At 74.0% G+C, this 23,290-nt stretch carries 19 protein-coding genes and 2 pseudogenes; 9 read left to right on the top strand and 12 right to left on the bottom strand.

Annotated elements, in window-relative coordinates; genetic code table 11:
- Nucleotides 1-86: 86 nt before the first annotated feature.
- The gene (locus ACFPCY_RS24830; RefSeq protein WP_378259373.1) at nt 87-2,687 is read right to left on the bottom strand and encodes a phosphoenolpyruvate carboxylase; all 2,601 of its coding nucleotides are present in this window, start codon (nt 2,685-2,687) and stop codon (nt 87-89) included.
- A 178-nt stretch (nt 2,688-2,865) separates the two neighbouring features.
- On the opposite strand from ACFPCY_RS24830, the gene ACFPCY_RS24835 reads away from it, so the two are divergent.
- From ACFPCY_RS24835 to ACFPCY_RS24855, 5 genes are all read left to right on the top strand, one after another.
- Nucleotides 2,866-4,461: an acyl-CoA carboxylase subunit beta gene (locus ACFPCY_RS24835; protein WP_378258995.1), complete on the top strand. Its 1,596-nt coding sequence runs from the start codon at nt 2,866-2,868 to the stop codon at nt 4,459-4,461.
- Between the two features lie 11 nt (nt 4,462-4,472).
- The gene (locus tag ACFPCY_RS24840) at nt 4,473-4,727 is read left to right on the top strand and encodes an acyl-CoA carboxylase subunit epsilon (RefSeq protein WP_378258996.1); all 255 of its coding nucleotides are present in this window, start codon (nt 4,473-4,475) and stop codon (nt 4,725-4,727) included.
- A 103-nt stretch (nt 4,728-4,830) separates the two neighbouring features.
- Nucleotides 4,831-5,922, top strand: a complete 1,092-nt coding sequence (locus ACFPCY_RS24845; RefSeq protein ID WP_378258997.1) for an NYN domain-containing protein — start codon at nt 4,831-4,833, stop codon at nt 5,920-5,922.
- Nucleotides 5,923-6,060: 138 nt separating this feature from the next.
- Nucleotides 6,061-7,605: a hypothetical protein gene (locus ACFPCY_RS24850; RefSeq protein ID WP_378258998.1), complete on the top strand. Its 1,545-nt coding sequence runs from the start codon at nt 6,061-6,063 to the stop codon at nt 7,603-7,605.
- A 54-nt stretch (nt 7,606-7,659) separates the two neighbouring features.
- Nucleotides 7,660-8,355 (top strand): DUF6348 family protein, encoded by a 696-nt coding sequence (locus ACFPCY_RS24855; protein WP_378258999.1) that lies wholly within the window; start codon nt 7,660-7,662, stop codon nt 8,353-8,355.
- A gap of 21 nt (nt 8,356-8,376) precedes the next feature.
- On the opposite strand, the gene ACFPCY_RS24860 is transcribed toward ACFPCY_RS24855, so the two are convergent.
- Nucleotides 8,377-11,829 carry a hypothetical protein gene (locus ACFPCY_RS24860; protein ID WP_378259000.1) on the bottom strand — a complete coding sequence of 1,151 codons (3,453 nt, stop codon included), beginning with the start codon at nt 11,827-11,829 and terminating at the stop codon, nt 8,377-8,379.
- A 235-nt stretch (nt 11,830-12,064) separates the two neighbouring features.
- Between ACFPCY_RS24860 and ACFPCY_RS24865 the strand changes: the two genes are divergently transcribed.
- Both ACFPCY_RS24865 and ACFPCY_RS24870 read left to right on the top strand, forming a co-directional pair.
- Nucleotides 12,065-12,718: a TetR/AcrR family transcriptional regulator gene (locus ACFPCY_RS24865; protein ID WP_378259001.1), complete on the top strand. Its 654-nt coding sequence runs from the start codon at nt 12,065-12,067 to the stop codon at nt 12,716-12,718.
- 296 nt (nt 12,719-13,014) lie between these two features.
- Nucleotides 13,015-14,205: an MFS transporter gene (locus tag ACFPCY_RS24870; protein ID WP_378259002.1), complete on the top strand. Its 1,191-nt coding sequence runs from the start codon at nt 13,015-13,017 to the stop codon at nt 14,203-14,205.
- A 97-nt stretch (nt 14,206-14,302) separates the two neighbouring features.
- Here the strand turns inward: ACFPCY_RS24870 and ACFPCY_RS24875 are convergent, their stop codons facing one another.
- Nucleotides 14,303-15,739, bottom strand: coding sequence for an MFS transporter (locus tag ACFPCY_RS24875; protein ID WP_378259003.1), 1,437 nt, complete (start codon nt 15,737-15,739; stop codon nt 14,303-14,305).
- 71 nt (nt 15,740-15,810) lie between these two features.
- Here ACFPCY_RS24875 and ACFPCY_RS24880 point away from each other — a divergent pair, with 71 nt between their 5' ends.
- Both ACFPCY_RS24880 and ACFPCY_RS24885 read left to right on the top strand, forming a co-directional pair.
- A complete protein-coding gene (locus ACFPCY_RS24880; RefSeq protein ID WP_378259004.1) occupies nt 15,811-16,236 on the top strand; it encodes an ArsR/SmtB family transcription factor in 426 nt (141 codons plus the stop codon).
- Between the two features lie 135 nt (nt 16,237-16,371).
- A complete protein-coding gene (locus ACFPCY_RS24885; RefSeq protein ID WP_378259005.1) occupies nt 16,372-17,805 on the top strand; it encodes a hypothetical protein in 1,434 nt (477 codons plus the stop codon).
- A gap of 101 nt (nt 17,806-17,906) precedes the next feature.
- On the opposite strand, the pseudogene ACFPCY_RS24890 reads toward ACFPCY_RS24885, so the two are convergent.
- The 9 genes and pseudogenes from ACFPCY_RS24890 to ACFPCY_RS24930 form a co-directional block, all read right to left on the bottom strand.
- Nucleotides 17,907-18,047 (bottom strand): annotated as a pseudogene (locus ACFPCY_RS24890) (DivIVA domain-containing protein); the annotation flags it as partial.
- A gap of 367 nt (nt 18,048-18,414) precedes the next feature.
- Nucleotides 18,415-18,696, bottom strand: a pseudogene (locus tag ACFPCY_RS24895) (WCX domain-containing protein); the annotation flags it as partial.
- Between the two features lie 83 nt (nt 18,697-18,779).
- Complete coding sequence (locus tag ACFPCY_RS24900) at nt 18,780-19,232, bottom strand: nuclear transport factor 2 family protein (protein WP_378259006.1); 453 nt, start codon at nt 19,230-19,232, stop codon at nt 18,780-18,782.
- A 54-nt stretch (nt 19,233-19,286) separates the two neighbouring features.
- Entirely contained in the window at nt 19,287-19,793 is a 507-nt protein-coding gene (locus ACFPCY_RS24905; RefSeq protein WP_378259007.1) for a Tad domain-containing protein, read from the bottom strand.
- Nucleotides 19,790-20,371, bottom strand: coding sequence for a TadE/TadG family type IV pilus assembly protein (locus ACFPCY_RS24910; RefSeq protein WP_378259008.1), 582 nt, complete (start codon nt 20,369-20,371; stop codon nt 19,790-19,792). The genes ACFPCY_RS24905 and ACFPCY_RS24910 overlap by 4 nt, the downstream gene beginning before the upstream one ends.
- Nucleotides 20,368-20,793 carry a TadE/TadG family type IV pilus assembly protein gene (locus ACFPCY_RS24915; protein WP_378259009.1) on the bottom strand — a complete coding sequence of 142 codons (426 nt, stop codon included), beginning with the start codon at nt 20,791-20,793 and terminating at the stop codon, nt 20,368-20,370. Before ACFPCY_RS24915 ends, ACFPCY_RS24910 begins: the two co-directional genes overlap by 4 nt.
- A 383-nt stretch (nt 20,794-21,176) precedes the next feature.
- On the bottom strand, nt 21,177-21,386 hold the full coding sequence (locus ACFPCY_RS24920; RefSeq protein WP_378259010.1) for a hypothetical protein: 210 nt from the start codon (nt 21,384-21,386) through the stop codon (nt 21,177-21,179).
- A 23-nt stretch (nt 21,387-21,409) separates the two neighbouring features.
- The gene (locus tag ACFPCY_RS24925; RefSeq protein ID WP_378259011.1) at nt 21,410-22,324 is read right to left on the bottom strand and encodes a type II secretion system F family protein; all 915 of its coding nucleotides are present in this window, start codon (nt 22,322-22,324) and stop codon (nt 21,410-21,412) included.
- Complete coding sequence (locus tag ACFPCY_RS24930) at nt 22,321-23,277, bottom strand: type II secretion system F family protein (RefSeq protein ID WP_378259012.1); 957 nt, start codon at nt 23,275-23,277, stop codon at nt 22,321-22,323. The genes ACFPCY_RS24925 and ACFPCY_RS24930 overlap by 4 nt, the downstream gene beginning before the upstream one ends.
- Between the last annotated feature and the right edge of the window lie 13 nt (nt 23,278-23,290).

Below are 23,290 nucleotides of genomic sequence, written 5' to 3' on the forward strand. Positions count from 1 at the left end.
GGGCGCTTCCCCGGCGCGCGCAGCGCGCTCCCGGGCGCGCGGAGGCGCTCGGGAGGCGCTCGGGAAGCGCTCGGAGAGGCGCGAAATCAGCCGGTGTTCTGGAGGCCGGCGGCTACGCCGTTCACGGACAGCAGGAGCAGGTCTTCCAGGTGGGCGCGCTCGGTCTCGTCCGTGACCGTGCCGGAGCGGAGGGCGCCGAGAGCGCGGAGCTGGAGGTGCGAGAGCGCGTCCACGTAAGGGTTGCGCAGCTCGACCGCGCGGGACAGGACGCGGCGGTTCTCCAGCAGCCGCTCGTGCCCGGTGACCGCGAGGACGAGCCGGTGCGTCCGGTCGTACTCCTCCAGGACGGCCGAGGTCATCTCGGGCCGCTCGCCCAGCTCCAGGTACCGCTCGGCGATCGCGCGGTCGGTCTTCGCGAGGCTCATCTCCGCGTTGTCCAAAAGCGTCTGGAACAGCGGCCACTCGGCGTACGCCTCACGCAGCTCGTCCAGCGACCGTCCGTCGTCGGAGACCGCCGCGAGGCCGCTGCCCAGGCCGTACCAGCCGGGCAGGTTCACGCGCGTCTGCGTCCAGGCGAACACCCACGGGATGGCCCGCAGGTCCTCCAGGCCGCGCGCCGCCTTCCGCCGGGACGGCCGGGACCCGATGCGCAGCTCGGCGATCTCCTCCAGCGGGCTGACCCGGCCGAACCACGTCGCGAACCCGTCGGTCTCGATCAGCGCGCGGAACGACGCGCGCGCCGCGTCGCTGATGCGGTCGGCGAGCGGGCGGAACCGGGCGGCGGCGTCGCGGGCCCGGTCCTGGACGGCGTCGGTGGACGCCAGCAGGATCGCGTTGGTGACCTGCTCGACGTGGCGCAGCGCGATCTGCGGCTGGCCGTACCGGGCGAAGATCACCTCGCCCTGCTCGGTGACCTTGAACCGGCCCGCGACCGAGCCGGGGGCCTGCGCGAGGATCGCCCGGTTCGCCGGGCCTCCGCCGCGTCCGAGGGAGCCGCCCCGGCCGTGGAAGAGCGTCAGCGTGATGTCGTGCTCGGCGGCGAACGCCGCGAGCGCCTCCTGCGTGTCGTACAGGCGGAGGGTCGCCGAGGTCGGGCCGAGCTGCTTGGCCGAGTCGGAGTAGCCGAGCATGACCTCCATGCGGCGGCCCGTGTCGTCCAGCCGCTTGCGGACGGCCGGGATGTCCAGCATCCCCGCCAGCACGGACGGCGCGCGCTCCAGGTCCTCGCCGGTCTCGAACAGCGGGATCACGTCGAGGACGGGCGCGTCGTCGCCGAGCGTCGCGGCGAGCTCGTGCACGTTCGCGATGTCCTGCGCCGAGCGGGTGAAGGACACGACGTAGCGGCGGCACGCCTCGACGCCGAACCGGCCCTGGATCCAGGAGACGACGCGCAGCGTGTCGAGGATCTCGTCGGTCATCTCGCTGCGCGGGCCGCCCGCGCGGACCTCGTCGAGCGCCTTCTCGTGCAGCTCGGAGTGCTGCCGGATCTCCAGCTCGGCCAGGTGGAAGCCGAACGTCTCGACCTGCCAGATCAGGTCCTGGACGCGACCGTACGCCTGCCGCGCGGCGCCCGACCCGGCGAGCGACTCCTGCAGGACGCGCAGGTCGGCGAGCAGCTCGTCCGGGTTCGCGTAGGCGAGGTCGGCGTTCCGCTCCAGCGTGGCGGTGATGCGGTCGGACACGTGCAGCAGGAACTGGCGATGCGGCTCGTCCGGGGAGCGCTTGGCGATCTCGGCGAGGTGCTCGGGGTTGGCGGTCCGGGCGGCGCCGAGCGCGGCGCGCAGCCCGGCCGAGGCGGGCGTGGTGAACTCGGCGACGGTCAGCTCCCGGCCGACCCGCGCCGCCATCGTGGCGAGCGCGCGCAGCACGTGCTCCGCCTGGATCATCACGGCCTCCCGCGTGACCCGCGCGGTCACGTACGGGTTGCCGTCGCGGTCGCCGCCGATCCAGGACCCGAACCGCAGGTACGGGCGGACGCGCGGCGGGCGGGCGCCGGTGCGGCCGTCGTCGAGCGCGGCGTCCAGCGTCCGGTAGATCCGCGGCACCACCCGGAAGATCGTCTCGTCGAACGCGGCCATCGCGGTGCGGACCTCGTCCAGCGGGTCCATCTGGGTGTGCCGGCGCAGCGCGGTGCGCCACAGCAGGTCGATCTCCTCGCGCATGCGGCGCTCGGTCTCGGCCCGCTCCGCGCCGTCCTCGGGCGCGCCGTCCAGCGCGAACAGCAGGTCGCTGATCCGCTGGATGGACGTCACGACCGCGCGCCGCCGCGCCTCGGTCGGGTGCGCGGTGAACACCGGGCGGAACTCCAGGCCGTCCACCATGGCGGCCAGGCGCTGCTCGCCCGACTCCGCCCGGACGGCCTCGACCGCCGCGGCGACCGAGCCGGACACCGCGCCGCCGCTCGCGTCCCGCTCCCGCAGCGTCCGGATGCGGTGGTGCTCCTCGGCGAGGTTGGTCAGGTGGAAGTACACGGTGAACGCGCGGGCGACCTGCCCGGCGCGCTCCAGGGACCAGCCGTCCACGATGGCGGCCGGCTCGTCCGCGCCCGCCTCGCCGCGCCGGGCGGCGATCACGGCGTGGCGCAGTCTCTCGACGTCGGAGAGCAGTTCCGGCCCGCCGTACTCGACGAGCCCGTCCCCGAGCATGGCACCGAGCAGCCGGACGTCCCGGCGCAGGGCGTCGGGCATGTCCTGCCGCAGCGTTTCACGCGTCTTGTCAGCCACGGGGCCAGACTAGTGAGCGGCCCCAGAGGTCTGGACCACTGCGCCCCCCTCTACGGGCGCGCCCCCACCCCGGTTCTTCCGGTTCGCGCAGAGCGGCCCCCGCCCGCCGGACGCCGGTCAGGGGACGGTTACCCTTCACGGCATGGCGATGGAAGCTCCTGAGCCCGCGGTGGACGACATCGACATCCACACGACGGCGGGCAAGATCGCGGACCTGGAACGGCGACGGTACGAGGCGGTGCACGCGGCGTCCGCGGCCGCGGTCGAGAAGCAGCACGCCAAGGGCAAGATGACCGCGCGCGAGCGGATCGACGCGCTGCTCGACCCCGGCTCGTTCGTCGAGTTCGACACCTACGCGCGGCACCGGGCCACCTCCTTCGGCGTGGACGCCAACCGGCCCTACGGGGACGGCGTGGTCACCGGGCACGGCACGATCGACGGCCGGCCGGTCGCGGTGTTCAGCCAGGACTTCACCGTCATGGGCGGCTCGCTCGGCGAGGTCTTCGGCGAGAAGATCACCAAGGTGATGGACCACGCGCTGAAGACCGGCTGCCCGGTCGTCGGCATCAACGACTCCGGCGGCGCGCGGATCCAGGAGGGCGTGGTCGCGCTCGGCCTGTACGCCGAGATCTTCAAGCGGAACGTGCACGCCTCCGGCGTCATTCCGCAGATCTCGGTCGTGCTCGGGCCGTGCGCGGGCGGCGCGGTGTACTCGCCCGCGCTGACCGACTTCGTGATCATGGCCGACCAGACCTCGCACATGTTCATCACCGGCCCGGACGTCATCAAGACCGTCACGGGCGAGGAGGTGACGTTCGAGGAGCTCGGCGGCGCGCACACGCACAACACCAAGTCCGGCGTCGCGCACTACCAGGCGTCCGACGAGAACGACGCGCTGGAGTACGTCAAGGCGCTGCTCGCCTACCTGCCGTCCAACAACCTGTCCGACGCGCCCGCCTACGACGTGCCGGTCGACCCCGACGAGGCGGACGCCGACCTCGACACCCTCATCCCCGACTCCCCTAACCAGCCGTACGACATGCACCGCGTGATCGAGAGCGTGCTGGACGAGGGCGAGTTCCTGGAGGTCCAGCAGCTGTTCGCGCCGAACATGATCGTCGGGTTCGGACGCGTCGAGGGCCACTCGGTCGGCGTCGTCGCCAACCAGCCGATGCAGTTCGCCGGGACGCTCGACATCGACGCCTCGGAGAAGGCCGCCCGGTTCGTCCGGACCTGCGACGCGTTCAACATCCCCGTGCTGACCTTCGTGGACGTCCCGGGCTTCCTGCCGGGCACCGACCAGGAGTGGAACGGCATCATCCGCCGCGGCGCCAAGCTGCTCTACGCCTACGCCGAGGCGACCGTCCCGCTCGTCACGGTCATCACCCGCAAGGCGTACGGCGGCGCGTACGACGTCATGGGTTCCAAGCACCTCGGCGCGGACGTGAACCTCGCCTGGCCGACCGCGCAGATCGCGGTCATGGGCGCGCAGGGCGCCGTCAACATCCTCTACCGGCGCGAACTCGCCGCCGCGGACGACCCGGACGCGCGCCGCGCCGAGCTCGTCACCGAGTACGAGGACACCCTCGCCAACCCGTACATCGCGGCCGAGCGCGGCTACGTGGACGCGGTCATCAAGCCGTCCGAGACGCGCGGGCAGGTCGTCCGGGCGCTGCGCTCGCTGCGCGAGAAGCGCCGCACGCTGCCGCCGAAGAAGCACGGCAACATCCCGCTTTAAGGAGCGTGGCGATGTCCGACGACAACTCCCCCGCGCAGGGGCGCGGGGCCTTCCTGCGGGTCGTGCGCGGCGAGCCGTCCGCCGAGGAGGTCGCGGCGCTGGTCGCGGTGCTGACCGCGCGCGCCCAGGCCGCGGCGGCGGCTCGGGACGGGTCGTCCGGCGGCCGTCCGCCCTCGCGCTGGGCGGACCGGTCCCGCCTCACGCGCACCCCGGCTCCGGTCCGTCCGGGGCCGGGCGCGTGGCGGGCGAGCGCCCTTCCAGGCTGAGTGATCAGCGGTTTCCCGGACACGCCGAGCGCGTGGCCGCGTCGCGACACGTAACCTTCGTTCACCCGCAGGAGCGGGGGGTGCACGCATAAGGTGAGTGACGATGGCCACCTCGGAGTTCGTTCCTCAGCCCGCGCGCTACGCGATTTTCGTCGACGCGGGGTACCTCTACGCGGCCTCCGGGGCGCTCCTGCTCGGCTGCGGTTCCCGGCGCGAGTACCGGGTCGCCGCCGAGAAGCTGATCAAGGCGCTGACCGACCACGCCGACAGCCAGCTGCTCGGCGAGCTGCTCCGCGTCTACTGGTTCGACGCCGCGCCCAAGCGGCAGCCGACCGTCGACCAGCGCGTCATCGCCAACCTGCCGCTGGTGAAGCTGCGGCTCGGCAACCTGAACGCGCAGGGCCAGCAGAAGGGCGTGGACGCCCAGCTCCGCGCCGACCTGGAGGCGCTCGCCCGGCACCGCGCGATCACCGACGCGGTGCTGCTCGCGGGCGACGAGGACATGCTGCCCGCCGTGGAGGCGGCACAGCGCTACGGCGTCCGCGTCCACCTGTGGGGCGTGGAACCGACGCACGGCTCCAACCAGGCCGAATGGCTGGTCTGGGAGTCCGACACGGTCGAGGTGCTGCCCGCCGACTTCCTGCGTCCGTACTTCACCAAGGCCAAGGCCCTGCCGGTGCCCGCCGTCGCGCCCGGCGAGACCGCGCCCGCGGCCGGGAAGCCCACCGGCGTGCCGTCCCCGTCGCAGGTCTTCGCCGGACGGGTGCCGTCGGTGCGTCCCGCGCCCGGCGCGCCCGCCCCGGCCGGTGAATCCGCGGCGCCCGCCGCCCCGGCCGCCGGACGCGCCAACCACGCCCCGGCCCCCGCGCCGACCCCGGCGACCGTCGCCGCCGCGCTCAACGCCGCCGCCGCGTCCCTGTCGGAGGGGAAGCTCGGCCCCGACCGCGCCCACATGCTGGAGATCGGCGAGCACGTCGCCCAGAAGTGGATCTTCGAGCGGGGCCGGGACAACATCCGCGACCTGCTCCCCGGCCCGATCCTGCCGCCGGTCATCGACAAGGAGCTGCTGATCGAGGCCGAGAAGGAGCTCGGCGGCTCCCTCCGCCCCTACCAGGAGGCCCGCACCTGGCTCCGGGACGGCTTCTGGGAACGCGTCTACCGCGAGTTCGGCATCGGCTACGGCACCTCCGACTAACCGCCCCGCCACACTCGTCTCACTCCCCTTCCACCGCAGGGGCCACCCCGCCCTTCGGCGCCCGCGTGAAGGCGCGCCCGGGGCTGCCTTTGGTGATTATTCGGGCACCGAGCGTACGCACGCGGTACAGTCCCGGCCGTGACCGTGCCGTCGCGCTCCGCGTCCGCCGTCTCCTTCCGCAAGGTGACGGCGCTGCTCGCGACCGCCTTGACGCTGACCGCGGGATGCCGCGCGCCGGTCGCCTTCTACAAGCCGGGGCACGGCCCCGCCGACGCGCCGGTCGTCGGGCTCGGCGCGCCCGCGCCGTACGCGCGGACCGCGCCGCGCGTCGAGCCGCCCGGCCCCGCGCAGTCCGCACAGGACGCGGCGGGCGTGTACGCCGCGACGACCGGGCCGTCCTCGCTGACCGGGCCGCTGCGGCACCTGCCGCAGCGTCTGTACGTGCCCGACTCCCGGACGGGCGGCGTCACCGTCCTGGAGGCGCGCACGCTGCGGCCGATCGGACGGCTGAGCCCGTCACCACCCGGCCCCGTCCAGCTCACGGCCGCTCCTGACCTGCGGGAACTCTGGCTGAACGACACCACGCACGGGACGGTCGTGCCCCTACCCCCCACCGCGACCGGCCGCGACCGCCGCATCCCGCCTTTCCCCACCCGCCGTCCCACCGCACCACCACACGCCCCGCAACGCTCGGCGCACGGTACGCGGACGGGCGGAGCCACGCGCGGGGCGGAGGGCTTGATGCAGACGCAGGCTCCAATGCAAGCGCAGGGCACAGCGCAAGCGCAGGGCACAGTGCGGGCGCAGGGAGCGACGCGCGGGGGCGAGTCGGCGCGCGGGGGCGAGTCGGCGCGCGGGGCGGAGGGGGTGGCGGGGCGGGGGTCTTGGGGAGTGCTTCGTTCGGGATGGTCGACGCGTTGGCCGGCGGCGGCTAGGACGCAGGATGTGGCGGGGGGCGAGGTTGGGCGGCGGCTGCCCGTGGCCGGAACGCTCTACTTCGCGCCGGACGCGCGGACGGCGCTCGTTCTGGCGTCTCAGAGCCGTCGCGTCGGGATCGGGGGGCCGGGCTCGGATTCCTGGACGTCGGTCCCGCTGCCGTGCCCGGGCGGAGCGGCGGACTTCTCCGCTGACGCGTCCCGGGTGGCGGTGACGTGCGCGAACGCGCGGCGGGTCGTGCGGGTGGATCCGCGCCGGGGTGAGGTCGATGCGAGCCGGGTGCTGCCCGACGGGTCGCGGCCGTCCGCGATCCGGTTGCTGCCGGACGGGTCGCAGTTCGCCGTCGCGGACGCCGGCCTCGGCGGCGTCTGGCTCCTGGACGCCGCCGACTTCGCGACCGCCCGGTTCGTCCGGACGTCGCCGGGAGCGTCCGCGCTGGTGCTGAGCCGGGACGCGCGCTCCCTCTACGTGGTCGGACCGTCCGGCGTGACCGTGCTGGACGTGGCGTCGCGGCGGGTCGCGGCGCGCTGGGCGGTGCCGGGGAGCGGCGTGCTCGCGGCGGGCGGCGTGTCCATCGACGGGCGGACGTTCTGGCTGACCCGTCCGTCCTCGGGGACGCTGCTCGCGCTCGACACCCGGACCGGCACACCGTCGCGGACGGTGCGCCTGCCGGGCCGTCCGGGGGCGCCGCTGCCGTTCCCGCAGCCCGGACGGCGCTCTCTCGGCGGTCCCGGCATCTACCGCTGAGCCGGAGGCCCACGACAGGCAGAGCGGACGGCGTTCTCGGTACCGTGACCCGTCATGAACGAGATCAGCGCGACCGCCGTCGCCGACCACCTGGCGCGGATGCTGACCGAAGGGCACCGCATCCCGGCCCGTCCGGACGGGGACGCCGTGGAGCTGGCCGAGCACGGGCTCCGGATCGTCGTCGGCACGCCCGACCCGCAGCCGAACGGGCTGGTCGTCCGCATCCCGATCGGTGTGGTGCTGCCCGAGTCGGGAGGGATCCCCGCCTGGGACCAGGCGGTCGGCATCGGCGGCGGCGACCGGCACCCCGTCGCGGACGCCGTCGACGGCTGGATGCACAACACGTTCCCGGTCTTCGCCGCCGCCTACGTGCCCGGCACCGACCTGATGGACCGCGTCACGCCGTTCCTCATGACGAACGGGAAGCAGAGCGTCCACGTCCACGCCGGGCCGCTCGCGATGCGCGACTTCGGCGGCATGGGCGAAGCCGTCCGCAACGCGGCCGTGGACCAGCCGCCGACCATGCGCGTCATCCACGCGCTCCTCGACGGCTACGCGTACCCGGACCGTCCGATCTGGGCGTACACGTACTGCGCGAACATGAAGGACGGGCCGCTCACCGAGGTCACCGTCCTCAACTCCGACGCCGGCGACTCGATGGGCCACGTCGCCGACCACCTCCCCTGGGACGGCGGCCACGGCTCGATCAAGTCGTGGGCGCTGGTCACGCCCGCCGACCGCGACGCCTGAGACCGCGCCACGGTGGGGCGGTCAGCGGGTGGGGACGTGGCGCCACTGCGGTAGGAGCTCTTCGAGCAGGGCTTCGGTCTCCGGTTGGAGAGGGTCGTAGCCGGCGTAGGCGCGGAGTTCGTCGGCGGCGGCCCGGACGGCGTCGTCGTCCCCGGTCGCCCGGGTCGCGCGGAGGAGGTCGCGCCAGAGGACCTCGTCGCGGGGCGCGAAGCGGAGGCCCGCGCGGGACGCGTCCAGCGCGCCGCGCACGTCGCCCGCGTCGAGGCGCAGGACGGCCAGCCGGTGCGCGACGTCCACGATGCGGGCCGCGGCCTCGTATTCGAGGGACTCGGCGGCGAGCCATCCGTAGCGTCCGCGCGGACGGTCCGCGAGGAGCGGGCCGCGCACCAGGTCGAGCGCGTACGACATGTAGGCGGTCTCGGAGGACGGTTCGGCCGCCGACCGCCAGATCAGCCAGCGGAACACCGACCAGTCGACCCGGACGTCCGAGCCGAGCCGGATCCGTCCGCGCTCGTCGTGGTACAGGTTCGGGCGGCCCCGGCCGTCGCGGCCGACCCAGTCGGACACGCGGGCGATGCACGCGTCCCGGACGGCCTGGCTGACCCCGCGCGGCCACACCGCGCCGCCGAGGACGGTCGGGTGCACGCCGTTCGGATGCGTCGCGAGGTAGACCAGCACCTCGGTGCACAGGTCGCGGCGCGCGTCGTCCATCGGGCCGGGCGCGTCCACCTCGATCGGGCCGAGCAGCCGGATGTCCACGGCCGAGCGGCCCTCGCCCGGCGGCTCGGCGGCGTCCTCGGCGGACGGCTCGGGCATCGGGACCGAGCGCAGGTCGGACGCCGTGCGGAACAGCTCGAACACGCCCCGGTACTGCTCCTCCGGGACGAGCTGCGCGTCCACCTCGAAGCCGAGGACGCCGGCGTGCAGGCGCCCGGCCCCGTCCACGTCCCAGGTCCAGGTCGCGCCCTGGACGTCGCCGGGGACGAGGTACCCGGCGGCCATCCGGGTGCCGGTGCGGGCGAGCGCGACGAGCCGGTCGGCCTCGTGCTCGGTCGGGGCGTCCGACATGATCAGGTAGTGCGGCATCCACGCCTCGCCGAACACGCCTCTGGCGCGTCCGGTGAGCACCGAGTCCACGCCGGACGCGGCGAGCGCCTGCCGCACCTCCTCGCTGCGCGCCTCCAGCTCGGGCAGCGCCTCGACCAGCGTCGGGACGGCCCGGACGCGGTCCGGCGCGACCTCGGCCAGGCCCTCGCCGAGCTCCTGCCCGAACCCGACCAGCGTGATCCGCATGTGGTCGGACCAGCGGTTGGTGGCCAGTTCGAGCGCCAGCGCGGCGAGCGCGGCGCGGCGGTTCGCGTCGTCCCCGCGGATCGCGATGAGCCCGTGCGCGGCCTCCAGGTCGACCAGGATGCGGCCGGTCTCGTTCGTGCCGAGGGACACCAGTCCGGGATACGGCGCGAGGACGTCCGCCAGCCCGTCCTCGGACACGTCGGCGGCCCGCAGCCGCCACACCTGGCCCTCGTCGTAGGCGCGCCACGGCGCGGGCGGCTGCGGATCCGCCGGAGCGATCCACAGGTCCATGCTCTCGGCCCCGAGGTGGACGGCGTAGACGGTCGGCAGCGGGCGTCCCTCGGCGGCGAGCGCGCGCGACAGCATGCGCAGGCCGAGATCGAGCATCCGCGCGCCCCGGTCGTCCGCGCCGACGCGAAGCGCCTGCTCGGCGACCGCCGCCGCACCCTCCGGACGGACGATCATCTGCCCGAACGCGCGATGCCACATCTGCGTCCGGCGGCGCCGGCCGAGCGCGCTGAGCAGCCCGGCGGCCAGCAGCGACGCGGCCGCGACGCCCTGCGGCCACGACAGGTTCCGCCCGACCGGCGACCCGCCGTGCCGGGCCTCGCCCTCCGCGTCGTGCGACGGCTTCGCGGTCCCGTCCGCCGCCCCGCCCCCGCTCGGCGCCAACGTCCCAGACGAAGCGCCTCCCGGTCGCCCGTTCCCGGGCGCGGACTGCGAGGGCGTCCCCTGCCCAGGCGCGCGACTCCCGGGCGCAGGCGCCGAGTGACCCGGCGCGGGCGCGGAGTTGCCCGGCGCGGGAGCGGAGTTGCCCGGCGCCGGAGCTGTCTGCCCAGGCGCGGAGTCGCCCGGCGCAGGCGCACTCGGCGCAGGCGCGGTATGCCCCGGCGCGTGGCTCCCGGGCGCAGGCGCAGGACTGCTAGGAGCAGGCGCCGGATGCCCCGGCGCGGGATTACTGGGCGCAGGCGCAGTGTGCCCCGGCGCGGGGTTGCTCGGCGCAGGCACGGGCTGACCGGGTGCGGAATGTCCAGGCGCGGGCCTGCTCGGCGCCGGTTGCCCCGGCGCGGGGTTGCCGGGCGCGGGGTTGCCGGGCGCGGGGTTGCCGGGCGCGGGGTTGCCGGGCGCGGGGTTGCCGGGCGCGGGCGCGGAATGCCCCGGCGCGGGCTGACCGGGCGCGGGGTTGCTCGGCGCGGGCGCGGAATGTCCGGGCGCAGGCTGGCTCGGCGCAGGCTGGCCGGGCGCAGGCTGGCCGGGCGCAGGCTGGCCGGGCGCGGGGTTGCTCGGGGCGGGCGCGGGCTGGCCGGAGTGGCCGGGGACGGTGTGGCCCGGCGCGGGAGGTGAGGGGGATTTCGCCGGGGGCTTCGGAACGTCCGGCTTCGCGTGCTCGTGCGGGACGGGGTGGCCGTAGTGGAAGTAGTCGTGGAGCTGGTGGACGGGGACGACCTGCGCGCCCTTGGCGTCGGCGGGCATCTGGAGGATCCAGCCGGGGCGGATGAGGCTGGCGATGTGCAGGCGGCTGCCGTCCGGCTGGACGTGGCCCTTGTTCAGCTCGAAGATCTCGTTGTAGCGGCGGCCCTCGCCGAGGCACTTCTCGGCGATCTCCCAGAGGCTCTCGTGGTGCCGTCCCTCGGGCGGGTTCACCCGGTAGATCTTGGTCGTGGCGGACTTCTCGACCGGGTGCCCGGCGAGCGTCTCGGCGACCTCGCGGTCGGGCGCGGCGGCGGGTGCGCCCGGACGGTCCGGAGCGGCGGCGGACGCGGCGGACGCCGGCAGCCGGTGGTACTCCTCGGTCTGCGTCGTCGGCGGCCGGACCGACAGGTCCCGTCCGCTGAACGCGGGCATGATCGCGCTGGTGGCGGTGAACAGCAGCAGCGCGGCGACGACGAGCCGGTGGACGAGCGACTGCGTCCCCCCGGCGAGCGGGACGCGGGCGGGCACGCCGACGCCCCGGACGCCCGCGTAGACCTCGACCACGACGCAGGCGGCGAGCTGCAGCCAGGCGAGCCAGACCAGCACGACCAGGATGTTGATCAGCGCGGACGGCCCGATCCGCTGGGTGAGGTCGGACATCGCGGGGACGTGGTCCGGGACCGGCGAGCCGAACAGCGTCAGCAGCGCGTAGGGAACGCCGATGAGCAGCGCGGCGAGCGCCAGGAGCGCGCCCACGCCGGTGAGCACGTCGGCCGGTCCGCGGCGGCGCCGCGGTCCCCCTGGCCGCCGCTGCCCCTGACCGAGGCCCGGCCCGCCAGCCTGTCTCGTCGCCATCGCGCCCCTAGAAGGTCGGGAGTTCTGCGGGTCTTGAGGTCGCATGGCCATCGTAGACAGGCACGCCCCGCGGGCAATCCCGGGCTGACAACGATCCCGCGACGGACGGTATTGCACCAGTCGATGCAAAACCGCTAGGGTGCGGTCCATGGCCAGACCGCGCACCTTCGACGAGGACCGTGCCCTGGACGCCGCGATGCGGCTGTTCTGGGAGAACGGCTACGAGGCCACGTCCACCCGCGACCTGTGCACCGCCCTCGGCCTGGACCGCAGCAGCGTCTACAACGCGTTCACCAGCAAGCACGAGCTCTTCCGCCGCGCGCTGATCCGCTACACCGACATGATGACGGCCGCGCAGCTGGAGATCCTCGACGGCCCCGGCACCCCGGCGGTGGACCGGCTCCGCCGGTTCATGGCCCTGGTCATCGAGCAGGAGGAGGCCAACTCCCGGAACGGGCGCGGCACCGGCTGCCTCTCGGTGAACACCACGGTCGAGCTGGCCGGACGCGACCCCGAGATCGCCGCGCACCTCGCCCGCGACACCGAGCGCCGCCTCACCTCCCTCCGCGCCGTCATCGCCGCGGGACTGCGCGACGGCTCCATCACGTCCACGCGCAACCCGGTCGAGCTGGCCCACTACCTGAACGCCGTCATCGCCGGAATCCGCATCTCGGGCCAGGGCGGCGCCTCGCTCGACACCCTGTCCGCGATAGCCCAGACCGCCCTCGACGCCCTGACCCTCACCCCTCACACACCCCACGTCCGGCCGTCCCCCGCCGAACACGTCCACCACACCCCCTGACACCTCCCACATCCCCATCGGCCCGCCCCACTGGTCCCCCACCTAAGCCCTCCGCGTCACCCGTCCGCTCCGCCAAACGCCCGCCTGAAGCTCTCTGCGTCACCGCCCGCTCCGCCGGACGGCCGCCCAAGACCTTTCACGCCATCTGCCCGCCCCGCCGGGCGTCTGACGCGGTCGTCGGCCGGCGCTCCCCGCTGAAACTCAGCCCGACCACCACAGCTCGCCGGGCGAAGGCCATGCCTTCGCCTTCGCATGCCCGAGTTTTGCACTGAACGATGCAGAATGGAGTCCGCTACATGCCGCGCGCCATCCATCTCCTGGCCCTGGGCATCTTCACCATGGTGACCAGCGAGTTCGTCGTCGCGGGGCTGATGCCCCAGATGGCGGACGGCCTGCACACCACCGTTCCGAAGATCGGGTACCTGATCACGGCGTTCGCCGCCGCGATGGCGATCGGCGGGCCGCCGCTCGCCATGGCCGCCGGACGGCTGCGACCCCGCTCCGCGCTGCTGGCGCTGTCGGCGGCGTTCCTCGCCGGCAACGTGCTGGCCGCGCTCGCGACGTCCTACCCGGTCATGGTCGGCGCCCGGATCATCACCGGCGTCGCGTCGCAGGCGTTCATCGGCACCGCGATCACGACCGCCGTCCGGATGGTCCCGGCCGACCGGCGCGGACGGGCCGTCGGCGTCGTGCTGAACGGCCTGATGATCGGGACGCTGCTGGGCATGCCGCTGTCCACGCTGGTGGGCGAGCGGTTCGGCTGGCGCGTCGCGTTCTGGACGATCAGCGTCCTCACCCTCGCCGCCGCCGTCGTCATCCGCGCCGGCCTGCCCGACCTCGACCGCGCGCAGCCCGCCGAGGCGGGCGGGGACCGCTCGGCGTTCGCCCGTCCGCGGCTCTGGCTGACGCTGTCCACCAGCACGTTCATCATCGGCGCGACGTTCGCCGCGTTCTCCTACCTCAACCCGATCCTCACCGAGGTCACGGGGTTCTCGACCGGCGCCGTCCCGCTGCTGCTCATCGCCTACGGCGCGGCGACCGTCGTCGGCAACATGGTCGTCGGACGGCTCGCCGACCGGCACACGGTCGGCGTCCAGGTCGCCGGGCTGCTGCTCAACACCTCGTTCCTCGCCGGATTCGCGCTCCTCGCGGAGGACAAGGTCCCGGCCGTCGCGTGCCTGCTCGGCATCGGCCTGGTCGGCGTCACGATGAACCCCGCGATGGCGGCCCGCGTCCAGCGCGCCGGGAACACGGGGGCGCTGGTCAACACCGTCCACTCGTCCTTCATCACGCTCGGGATCATCGTCGGGTCGTCCGTCGGCGGAGCGCTGATCGGCGCGCACGGCCTGCGCGCCCCGCTGTGGACCGGCGCCGCACTCGCCGGCGCGGGCCTGCTCACCCTCCTGCCCGACCTGCTCCGCGCGCCCGCTCCCCACCCCGCCCCCGCCACAACTGCGGAAACCCGCCCGATCAGCGCTTCTCGATAAAAACTCGTAAGCACGTGAGTGCGCGGGTGGGCCGTCCGCCGCGGCGGGGCAGGTGCCGCGGCGGGCGGGTTCTCGTTCTCGTGCTGTCTGTTGGGCCTCAGCGGCGGGACGGGGCGGCTACGACGGCGGCGCCCGCGACGGCTAGGGCCGCGAGCACGGCGGCGAAGAGCGTCGCGCCGGTCGGGAGGCCGAGCGGGTCGCTGAGGTAGCCGGCGGCGACCGGGAGGGTTCCGGCCAGGAGGTATCCGCCGACGTTGAGCGCCGCGTTGGCCTCGGCGAGGCGGCGCGGCGGGACGTTCGAGTTCAGCAGGGACAGCCCGCCGAGCTGTCCGAGCCCCTGCCCGGCCCCGGCGAGGACGGCCGCCGCGACCAGCGGCACGACCCCGCGCGTCTGGACGGCCAGGACGAGCGTCCCCATGCTGACCAGCGTGCTCACGGCCCCGGCGAGCAGCACCTTGCGGCGCTCCAGTCCCTGGACGGCGAACTGGACCCCGGTCGCGGCGATGAACATGACGAACGCGGTGGCTCCCGCGACGATCCGGTTGTCCGTGCCGAGCAGTCCGGACAGCAGTGACGGCCCGAGCGAGAGGACGAAGGACGTCGCCGTGATCCCGGGCGCGAACACGGCCACGCCCATAGCGAGGTGCCGCCGGTTCTCGTGCGGCACGCCTGGCACGCGGATCCATCCGGCCTTCCGCCCCGCCGCGTCCTTGCGCTCCGCCGCGTCCTTGCGCTCCGCCGCGTCCTTGCGCTCCGCCGCGTCCTTGCGCTCCGCCGCGTCCTTGCGCTCCGCCGCGTCCTTGCGCTCCGCCGCGTCCTTGCGCTCCGACGCGTCCCCACGCTCGGGCGTGTCCTTGCGCTCCGCCGCACCCTTGCGCTCCGCCGCGTCCCCACGCTCGGACGCGCCCTTGCGCCCCGCCGCATTCTTGCGCTCGGACGCGTCCTTGCGGTCGCGCTTGGGGAGCGGCATGCGGAGGACGACGGCGATCGCGGTGACCAGCAGGACGGCTTCGAGCGCGAAGACCGTCCAGGCGGGGCCGGTCTCGGAGAGGACGCCGGCGAGCAGCGGCCCGAGGCCCGCGCCGAAGACCATCGCGGTCGAGGCCAGAAGCGCGGCGAGGCGGCGGCGGTCCGGGCCCGCGACGTCGGTCACGGCGGCCATCCCGGCGGAGACCGCCGCGCCGACCGCGATGCCGGTGAGCAGACGCGCGGCCATCAGCGCGGCCACGGACGAGGCGGTCGCGAACAGCCCGCACGCGACGAGCGCGGCGGCGAGCGCGGGCAGCAGGACGGGTTTGCGCCCGAGCCGGTCGGACGCCACGCCCGACACCAGCAGCGAGCCGAGCAGGCCGACGATGTAGCAGGCGAAGATCACCGTGAGGGTGCCGCGCGAGAACCCGATCCGGTGCTGCCACAGCACGTAGAGCGGGGTCGCGGCGTTCGACAGCACGAACACGGCGGTCACGGGCCAGGCGGCGAGCCACACGTGGGACGCGGTGGTCCGCGGCGCCGGGGCCGTCCGGGTCTGGAGCATGAGGGGTCCTCCTTGTACGAGATTTTTCGAACTTAGCATGCAGTACGATCAAACTCGTACAAGGAGGTGCCATGCCGAAGACCCGAGAGCGCGCCACCGCGAACCCGCCCGCTGGGCACCGGCGGCGAGCTGCGACGCTGGCCGACGTCCGGGAGCTGCCCGTTCCGCCCGACGCGCCCGAGCCGCTGCCCGAACCTGACGCCGCCGACCTGCGGCTGGAGACCGTCCTCGGCGCGCTGAGCGACCCGCTGCGGCTGGAGATCGTCCAGCGGCTGCTGCTGGAGCGCGAGGATTTCGACCACACCTGCGGATGGTTCGGGTTCGACCGGCCCAAGTCGTCCCTCACGCACCACTTCCGCGCGCTGCGCGAGGCGGGGCTGATCCGGCAGCGCCAGTACGGCCTGGAGCGGCGCAGCCACGTCCGCACCGAGGACCTCGAAGACCGCTTCCCCGGGCTGCTCGCGCTCGTCGTCGCCTGGACGCCGCCGGACGACTGAGCCGCTTTTCATCAATCGGCGATAAGAATCGGCTCCAGGGCTGGTCGTACGGGCGATTTCACGGTCGAATCCGTTGTGAGAACGCCGTGTGAACAAGCACACCGGCTCGGCATCCACCGCCACCGAGGAGCAGCCATGGGGGCGCTTGTCCTGGCCACCGGAGCACCGGCCGCCTACGTCGCCGGATTCGCCGTGTTCAAGGTCGCGGGACGGCGCATGCCGAGGCTCGCGGGCGCGCGTCCGGTGCAGACCTCGTGGCGGCTCGCGACCTCCCCGCTGTGGCTGTGCGGGCTCGCCCTGCTGGTCTACGGGCTGGGCCTGCAGAGCTACGTCCTGACCCGGATCCCGCCGAGCCTGGTCGTCCCGATGTACGGGCCGGTCATGCTCGTCCTGCTGCTGATCTCGGTGTCGAACTTCGGCGAGCGGGTCGGGATGGGCGAGACGCGCGCGTTCCTCGTCCTCGTGCTGGCGCTGCTGTCGCTCGCGGCGGCCGGGGACATGCTCGACGGGCACCGTCCGCCGTCCGGGGCCGGGCCGTGGGACGCGTCCGCCCCGCTGTGGCGCATCGCCGCGGTGGTCGGGCCGTCCGTGCTCATCCCGCTGTGGCTGTTCACCGTCCGGGACAAGGCCGTGTCCGGACGCCACGCCAAGCGCGTCACGGGCGTCGCGTACGGCCTGGGCGCGGGCGTCGTCGTCGGCTGCGCGGAGAGCTCGGGCGCGAGCATCGGACGCCTGCTGCGGCACGCCCCGCGCGACTGGGAGGCCGTCCTCCTCACCCCGCATCCCTACGTGGTCGTCGTCGCCGGACTCCTCGGGGCCGCGCTCGCCCACATCGGCCTCCAGCGCTGCCGCCTGTCCGTGGTGATCATCGTTCTGGCGGTCGGCTCGAAGGCCTCGTTGTGGCTGACCGGAATCCTGGTCTACGGCCAACCCTTCCCGCAGGGCCCGGCGCGCTTCGCGCTCACCGGCCTCGGCCTCGCGCTCGCGGTCGGCGCCGTCCTGCTGATCCCCCGCCACGAGCCCGAGGACCGCGAGGCCATGGTCGCGACCAACACCGTCCGCCGAGCGCCCCGCCGCAAGGACGGCGCGTACGCGACGCCGGAAGGCAAGCCCCGCGCGTCCTCCACGCCCGGAACGCGCGCTTCGTCCGCGCCGCAGCCGCCCCAGACCACGCCCCAACCGCAGACCGCGACTCAGCCGCAGACCGCGCCCCAACCGCGGACCACAACCGTCCCCACCGCGTCCAGGACCGTTCCGACGTTCGCGGCCCCGGTCCCGCTCCCGCAGGACGACCCGAACGTCCTGTTCACTCCGCCCGCGCCGACCGCCGCAGCGCCCCCGGCGCCCGACCCGTCCGTCTGGGACACCCCGCCGGCCCCCGACGCGCCAGCGGCACCCGACCTGTCCAGCTGGGCGGCTCCCGCCGCTCCCGGACGCTCCATCTGGGACGTCCCGACCGCCACCGAGCCGCAACCCGAGCCGGAGCGGCGGCCGGAACTGAAGGCGCCTCGCCTGCCGCGCAGGGCACGTAGCGCGGCGGCGATGCGCAAGCCGTCCGACCGCCGTTGACAGAACCGGACGCCACCGTCGTGTGAACGCACTCGGCGCTCACAGGACGCGCGGCGCACGTCCGCGCTTCACGGCAGCGGACGGGAGTCGCGGCGCGCGGCGCGGGCCTCGTCGCGCTCGCGGATGAGGCGTGCCAGCTCGTCCCGTACCTGGTCGAGGAAGGCGTCCACCTCGTCCATCGAGTAGCCCGGCATGAGCCGCGTGGTGGTGAACCGCTGCCGCTCGACGTCCGCCGGGGTCATCCGCCGCGCGGGCCGGAACGCCGGTTCCCGCTCCGCCCGCGGAGAACCGTTCAGCAGTCCCTGCCACATGGATCGCTCGTTGCCCATGCGCACCGTCTAACACGCCTGGTCGCCGCGCGGCACCAGATCGGCCCGAGGTTGTTGCGCGGGTGCGGATCGCATCCGAAAGTTTGATCGCGAATGAGCAACGCGCACCCCCCGCCCACGGCCAACGCACGCCCGCCGACGGACAAACACCCACCCCGCCGACAGACAAACGCGCGCCTCGCCGACGGACAAACACGCACCTCGCCGACGGACAAACACGCACCTCGCTAACGGACAAGCGCGCGCCTCGCTGGCGGGCGGCGTGTGCCTCGCTGACGGGTCACTCGTAGGACGCGGCGATGGCGACGGCCCGGTCGTGCAGGGCAGTCCGCAACCCCTGCGGGGACAGGGCCTCCGCGCTCGTGCCGAGTTCCCACAGCGCCCATATGGCGTGCCTGGCGTCCGGGAAGGTCACCTCCAGCCACAGCCTGCCGTCCGCGTCGGTCTCTTCGGAGAGGACGGCCAGGGCGGTGCCCGCCAGGCCGTCCCGCCGCGCCGGATCGATCCGCAACAGCACGGTGACCTGGTCGCCGCCGGTCCGGAACCGCGTGTTGCGTTCCTGCTACCGAAATACACGACAGAAGCACCGCCGTGGCCTGACGCGCTTTCGCCGCCTCCGGCACCCCTATTTGTCGCGGGCGGCTCCTAGGCGTCCGGCGCGCTCGGCACCGCGCAGGCTTCGGCGATCGCGGACGGGTCCCAGTAGAACGGACGGCATTCGAGCATCCGCCCGCCGCGCACCTTGATCATCTGGAGGATTCGGGTCTCCACGTCCCGTCCGGTGGCCTTCGCCCGGAACCGGACGCGATTGCTCACCACGACCGTGTCACCGTCGCCCCAGTGCTCCTGACCGAGGAATTCCATGGATTCCCAGCAGTCGCTGAACGCGGCCATGAACTGCTCCATGCCGTCGTGTCCTCGCCATTCCCCCGTCCCGCTGAACGGCATGCCGGGGGCTTGGTAGAGCACGACCTCCGGGTCCAGGTATTCGGCGACCTCTTCGTAGCTCGCCTTGCCGTACCCGCCCGCCGCCACGTAAGCGGCCTCGGCTTCATAGAACTTCCGCATGACGGACCAGGCGTCCAGTTCGTTGCTCATGAGCCGAGTCTGGCCAGCCGGGCGGAGGTGCGCTGGCGGATTTCCGACGGCTGCTTAGCGCGGGTTGTCGGCGGTCACCGGATGCGCGGACGCGTCGGAGGTCATGTGGAACTCGCCCATTCCCGGAATGATGCCGAGCAGCTGGGGATGGACGGTGATCTGGACAGAGACGTGCACCTCGTTCGGGGTCGAGTCGCAGTTGCGTGAGTTCACCTGCTGGCCGTAGTCGTCCAGGAGGGAGTCGGCGCTGGCGCACGCGGTCTGCGTGTCGATCTGCACCTTGCCCGTGTCGCGGAGCGTCGCGGTGTCGATCTGGTTGGCTCCGGCGCGCGCGGCCTGCTCGGCCATGTCGGCGGCGCGCTGCCGGGCGTGAATGGCCCGGCCGCCGTCCAGGAGCAGGCCCGCCAGGACGAACACGGCGGGCGTGAACAGGACGATGTAGAGCGTGATCGTGCCCCGGTCCCGCTCTTCGGGGTCGTGCAGCCTGCGGAGCAAGGTGCGCCGCGGTCGCGCCGGACCGTCCTGGTGCCGGATGTCGCCCGTCTCGTCCCTGGACGTCATGGGTTGCCACCGCCCCGGTACGTGTAGGTGTCGATCGGGGCGACGGCCTTGCCGGTGAGGGTGCGGCTGCCGGGGAAGCCGGGCAGGGCCAGGTCGGAGAAGTCGACGTGGCAGGTCACGGTGACGGCGACGCGTCCGCCCGCGCCCCAGGCGCTGGTGTCCGGGCTGATCGCGGGGCCGCCGGAGCACCAGTCGTGCCCGGACAGGTCGCCGGTGGCGGCCTGCTGGGCGAGGTCGCGGGCCGCTCCCTCGGACCGCGCGGTGGACGCGGCGCGCGCGGCGTCCCGGGCCGCGCCGTCCACCTGGCTCTGCGCGTCCACGACCCGTCCCGAGATCACGAGCAGGCCGATCAGCAGCAGGATGATCGGCGTCGCGAAGACCATCTCCAGCGTCATCGTGCCCTCGTCGTCCCGCAGCGGACGGGACGCACCGCGCCGAATCGCCGGACGCCGGAACATGGCACGCCCGATCACGGCACGCCGGACCACGGCACGCCGGACCACGGCACGCCGGACCACGGCACGCCGGACCACGGCATGCCGGACCACCGGGCGCCGGAACGCGGGTCGCTCGGTCATGGGGCGCCGCCGTCCTGGCATGCGGTGCCGGAGCCGGTGTCCGGACGGAAGCACTCGATCGGGCCGCGCGAGCGCTGCGAGACGTGGAAGTTGACGAACGGGATGACCTTGACGACCTTGCCGCTGACCTCGACCCAGCGCTGGTCGCCGTCCTGTCCCGACCGGACCTGGACGCCGCCGTCCAGCATTCCCCGGCCCACCTTGGACGCCGAGTCGCGCGCGGACTGCTCGGCCGCGCCCTGCCAGCCGCCGTCCGGGGACGTCCGGGCGACGCGTGCGCCGGACTGCGCGGCGGCGAGCGTGATCTCCCGCGCGTAGTAGTAGAACGCGAACTGGAACACCGCCAGCAGCGTGAGGATCAGGATCGGCGCGAGAATGGCGAACTCGATCGCGGACGCGCCCCGGTCACGCTCCTCGCACACGGCCCCCGCCCCGCGAACACGAAGCACCGAACGAACCCGCCCCCCAACCCTCGTGCCACCCGCGCCGGCCGGGGCGCCCGGGCCATCCAGGTCGCCCGCGCTGGCCGGGCCACCCAGGTCATTCGGGCCGTCCACGCCGTTCGGGGCGCCCGCGCCATCCAGGTCGCCCGCGCTGGCCGCGCCACCCGGGTCATTCGGGCCGCCCATGCCGTCCACGCTGGCCACGCCGTCCACGCTGGCCGCGCTGGCCGGGGCGCGCTGGCCTTTCGGGGTGTTCGGGCCGGGAGGGGCTGGTTCGGGTGAGTGCGGGTCGGCGCCCGGCGGGCACGGCCGGGGCCGGGGCTCAGTGCGCGGCATGACGGGTCCTCCGAAGGGACGGGCGGCTACTTGATGTTCGCGACCTCCTTGTCGATGCGGCCCTTGACGACGGCTCCGATGGCGACCGCGACGCCGACGAGGATGGCGGTGATGATGGCCCATTCGATCGCGGACGCGCCGAGCGTCCGGTCGTCGTCCCCGGTGCGCAGGCGGTGCAGGCGGTCGGACAGGACGGCGCGCAGATAGACGACCATCGGATCGTTCAGCGGGTTCATCGGTACTCCTTCTTCGCGGCGTCTCACGAGGTCGTGAGGCGCATCAGAGCGGGGTAGGCGAGGAAGATCAGGAAGGCGGCGCAGAACAGCAGCTGGGCCACCAGCATGGACTGCGACCGCTCGTTCGCGCGGCCGACCAGGTCGGACAGCTCGCGGCTGCGCATGGACGCGGCGCGCGCGGCGAGGGACTTGCGGATCTGCGCGCCGTCGTCGGCGACCAGGGAGAGCGCGCCGGCGAGGTCGCGCAGCTCCTCGACGTTCAGCTCGTCGCCGAGGTCGCCGAGCGACTGCCACGGCGTCCGGCCGGAGATGCGCGCGTTGGACAGCGCCTCGCGGATCCGCAGCATCGCCCAGCCGTCGCCGACGCTGGACGCGGCGAGCAGCGCCTCGGGGACGCCCCGTCCGCCCGCGAGGTTCATCGCGACGAGGTCGAGGAACGCGCCGACGACGTGCCGGAAGTCCTGGCGGCGTCCGCGCGCCTCGTGGCGGAGCTGCATGTCGGGCATGAAGAAGAACAGGACGGCGAACGCGCCGCACAGCCACAGCGGCGCCTCGATGTTCGCGCCGAGGCCGAGCAGCGCGAAGTATCCGGTGACGACGGGGATGAACAGCAGCGCGGACGCGGCGAGCAGGAACTTGGTGCCGAGCAGCGCTTCCAGGGACCGGTCGGTGATGGCGAGGTCGGCGCGGACGGACCTGAGCTGCCAGCCGCGCGCGTCGCAGTAGCGGACGGCCGCCGTGCCGACGCGGGCGCGCAGGCCGCCGACCTTCTCCAGGGTCGGGGACGTCCGGGTGGGACGGCCGGCCAGCTCGCGGTCGCGGGCGGCGTCGAAGGTGGCCAGCCGGGTCGCGAGGCCCGGACGCGGCGGGAACAGCGCGCGGGACAGCAGGTAGAGCCCGAGCCCGACGACGGCTCCCGCGAGGATCGCACCGGTCACGAGCCGCCTCCTCCGGCGTCCATGGTGTGCCTGCCGCGCAGCGACCCGGAGCCGGGACGCCAGTTCGCGACGGTGTTCGGGACCTCCGCCGGGACGCCCGGCGTCGGCTTCGGCTCGACCAGGAACCGGCCGGGCAGCTCGTACCTGCTGAGCTGCCGCAGCCACACGAACCCGCCCGCGTAGAGGGCGATGACGAGGATCAGGACGAGCTGCCCGAGGAAGTCGTCGTAGGGCTTGACGTAGCCGTGGTTGAAGATCGCGAGGACGAGCGCGGTGCCGACCGAGACGGCGACGACGATGCGGACGCTGCGGCGGGTGGCGCGGCGGTCGGCCTCGACGCGGCGGCGCATGTCGAGTTCGGCGCGGGCGGACGCGGAGAGCGCGCCGAGCATGTCGCGGAGTCCGGGGCCGCGCAGCTTGGCGTTCAGGATGAGCGCGGCGACGACGAGGTCGGCGGACGGGTCGTCGAGGTCGTCGGCGAAGCGGCGCAGGGCCTCGGGCATCGGGACGCGCGTGTGCAGGCGGTCCACCAGGACGCGGAGGGGCTGCTGGAGCGCGGGGGCGGCGGCGCGCAGCGACGCGGGGATGGCCTGTTCCAGGCCGACCGCGCCCGCGATGGTGTCGCGGAGGGACTCGGTCCAGGCGGCGAGGGCCTCCAGGCGGACCATCGCGCGCCGCTCCTCGGCGGCTCCTCCGGCCAGGCCGTTCCAGGCGAGGACGAGCGCGGCGGTCCCGGCGGCGGCGACGACCCACCGGGTGACGACGAGGACGGCGAGCGCGCTCATCACGGCGACGGCCGTCCGGGTGGTGAGGGTGCGGATCAGGTCCTCGCGGCTGCGGCGCGGCTGGCCCGGACGCGCGGGCAGCCCGCGCACCGCGAGAATGAGCAGCAGCAGCCCGCCCCCGGCGATCGCGCCGGTGACGATGGCGAGCAGGACGTCCGGGGCGAACATCAAGGCCCCCCGT

The sequence above is a fragment of the Actinomadura gamaensis genome, from assembly GCF_042652125.1.
Classification (GTDB): domain Bacteria; phylum Actinomycetota; class Actinomycetes; order Streptosporangiales; family Streptosporangiaceae; genus Spirillospora; species Spirillospora gamaensis.

Bases quoted from the DNA above. Each gene is read 5' to 3' on its own strand.
- ACFPCY_RS24920 (WP_378259010.1), bottom strand. From the start codon at position 21,386: ATGAACCCGCTGAACGATCCGATGGTCGTCTATCTGCGCGCCGTCCTG.
- ACFPCY_RS24885 (WP_378259005.1), top strand. From the start codon at position 16,372: ATGGGGGCGCTTGTCCTGGCCACCGGAGCACCGGCCGCCTACGTCGCC.
- ACFPCY_RS24845 (WP_378258997.1), top strand. From the start codon at position 4,831: ATGGCCACCTCGGAGTTCGTTCCTCAGCCCGCGCGCTACGCGATTTTC.
- ACFPCY_RS24830 (WP_378259373.1), bottom strand. From the start codon at position 2,687: ATGCCCGACGCCCTGCGCCGGGACGTCCGGCTGCTCGGTGCCATGCTC.
- ACFPCY_RS24900 (WP_378259006.1), bottom strand. From the start codon at position 19,232: ATGAGCAACGAACTGGACGCCTGGTCCGTCATGCGGAAGTTCTATGAA.
- ACFPCY_RS24870 (WP_378259002.1), top strand. From the start codon at position 13,015: ATGCCGCGCGCCATCCATCTCCTGGCCCTGGGCATCTTCACCATGGTG.
- ACFPCY_RS24835 (WP_378258995.1), top strand. From the start codon at position 2,866: ATGGCGATGGAAGCTCCTGAGCCCGCGGTGGACGACATCGACATCCAC.
- ACFPCY_RS24930 (WP_378259012.1), bottom strand. From the start codon at position 23,277: ATGTTCGCCCCGGACGTCCTGCTCGCCATCGTCACCGGCGCGATCGCC.
- ACFPCY_RS24910 (WP_378259008.1), bottom strand. From the start codon at position 20,371: ATGACCGAGCGACCCGCGTTCCGGCGCCCGGTGGTCCGGCATGCCGTG.
- ACFPCY_RS24855 (WP_378258999.1), top strand. From the start codon at position 7,660: ATGAACGAGATCAGCGCGACCGCCGTCGCCGACCACCTGGCGCGGATG.
- ACFPCY_RS24905 (WP_378259007.1), bottom strand. From the start codon at position 19,793: ATGACGTCCAGGGACGAGACGGGCGACATCCGGCACCAGGACGGTCCG.
- ACFPCY_RS24875 (WP_378259003.1), bottom strand. From the start codon at position 15,739: ATGCTCCAGACCCGGACGGCCCCGGCGCCGCGGACCACCGCGTCCCAC.
- ACFPCY_RS24865 (WP_378259001.1), top strand. From the start codon at position 12,065: ATGGCCAGACCGCGCACCTTCGACGAGGACCGTGCCCTGGACGCCGCG.
- ACFPCY_RS24880 (WP_378259004.1), top strand. From the start codon at position 15,811: ATGCCGAAGACCCGAGAGCGCGCCACCGCGAACCCGCCCGCTGGGCAC.
- ACFPCY_RS24840 (WP_378258996.1), top strand. From the start codon at position 4,473: ATGTCCGACGACAACTCCCCCGCGCAGGGGCGCGGGGCCTTCCTGCGG.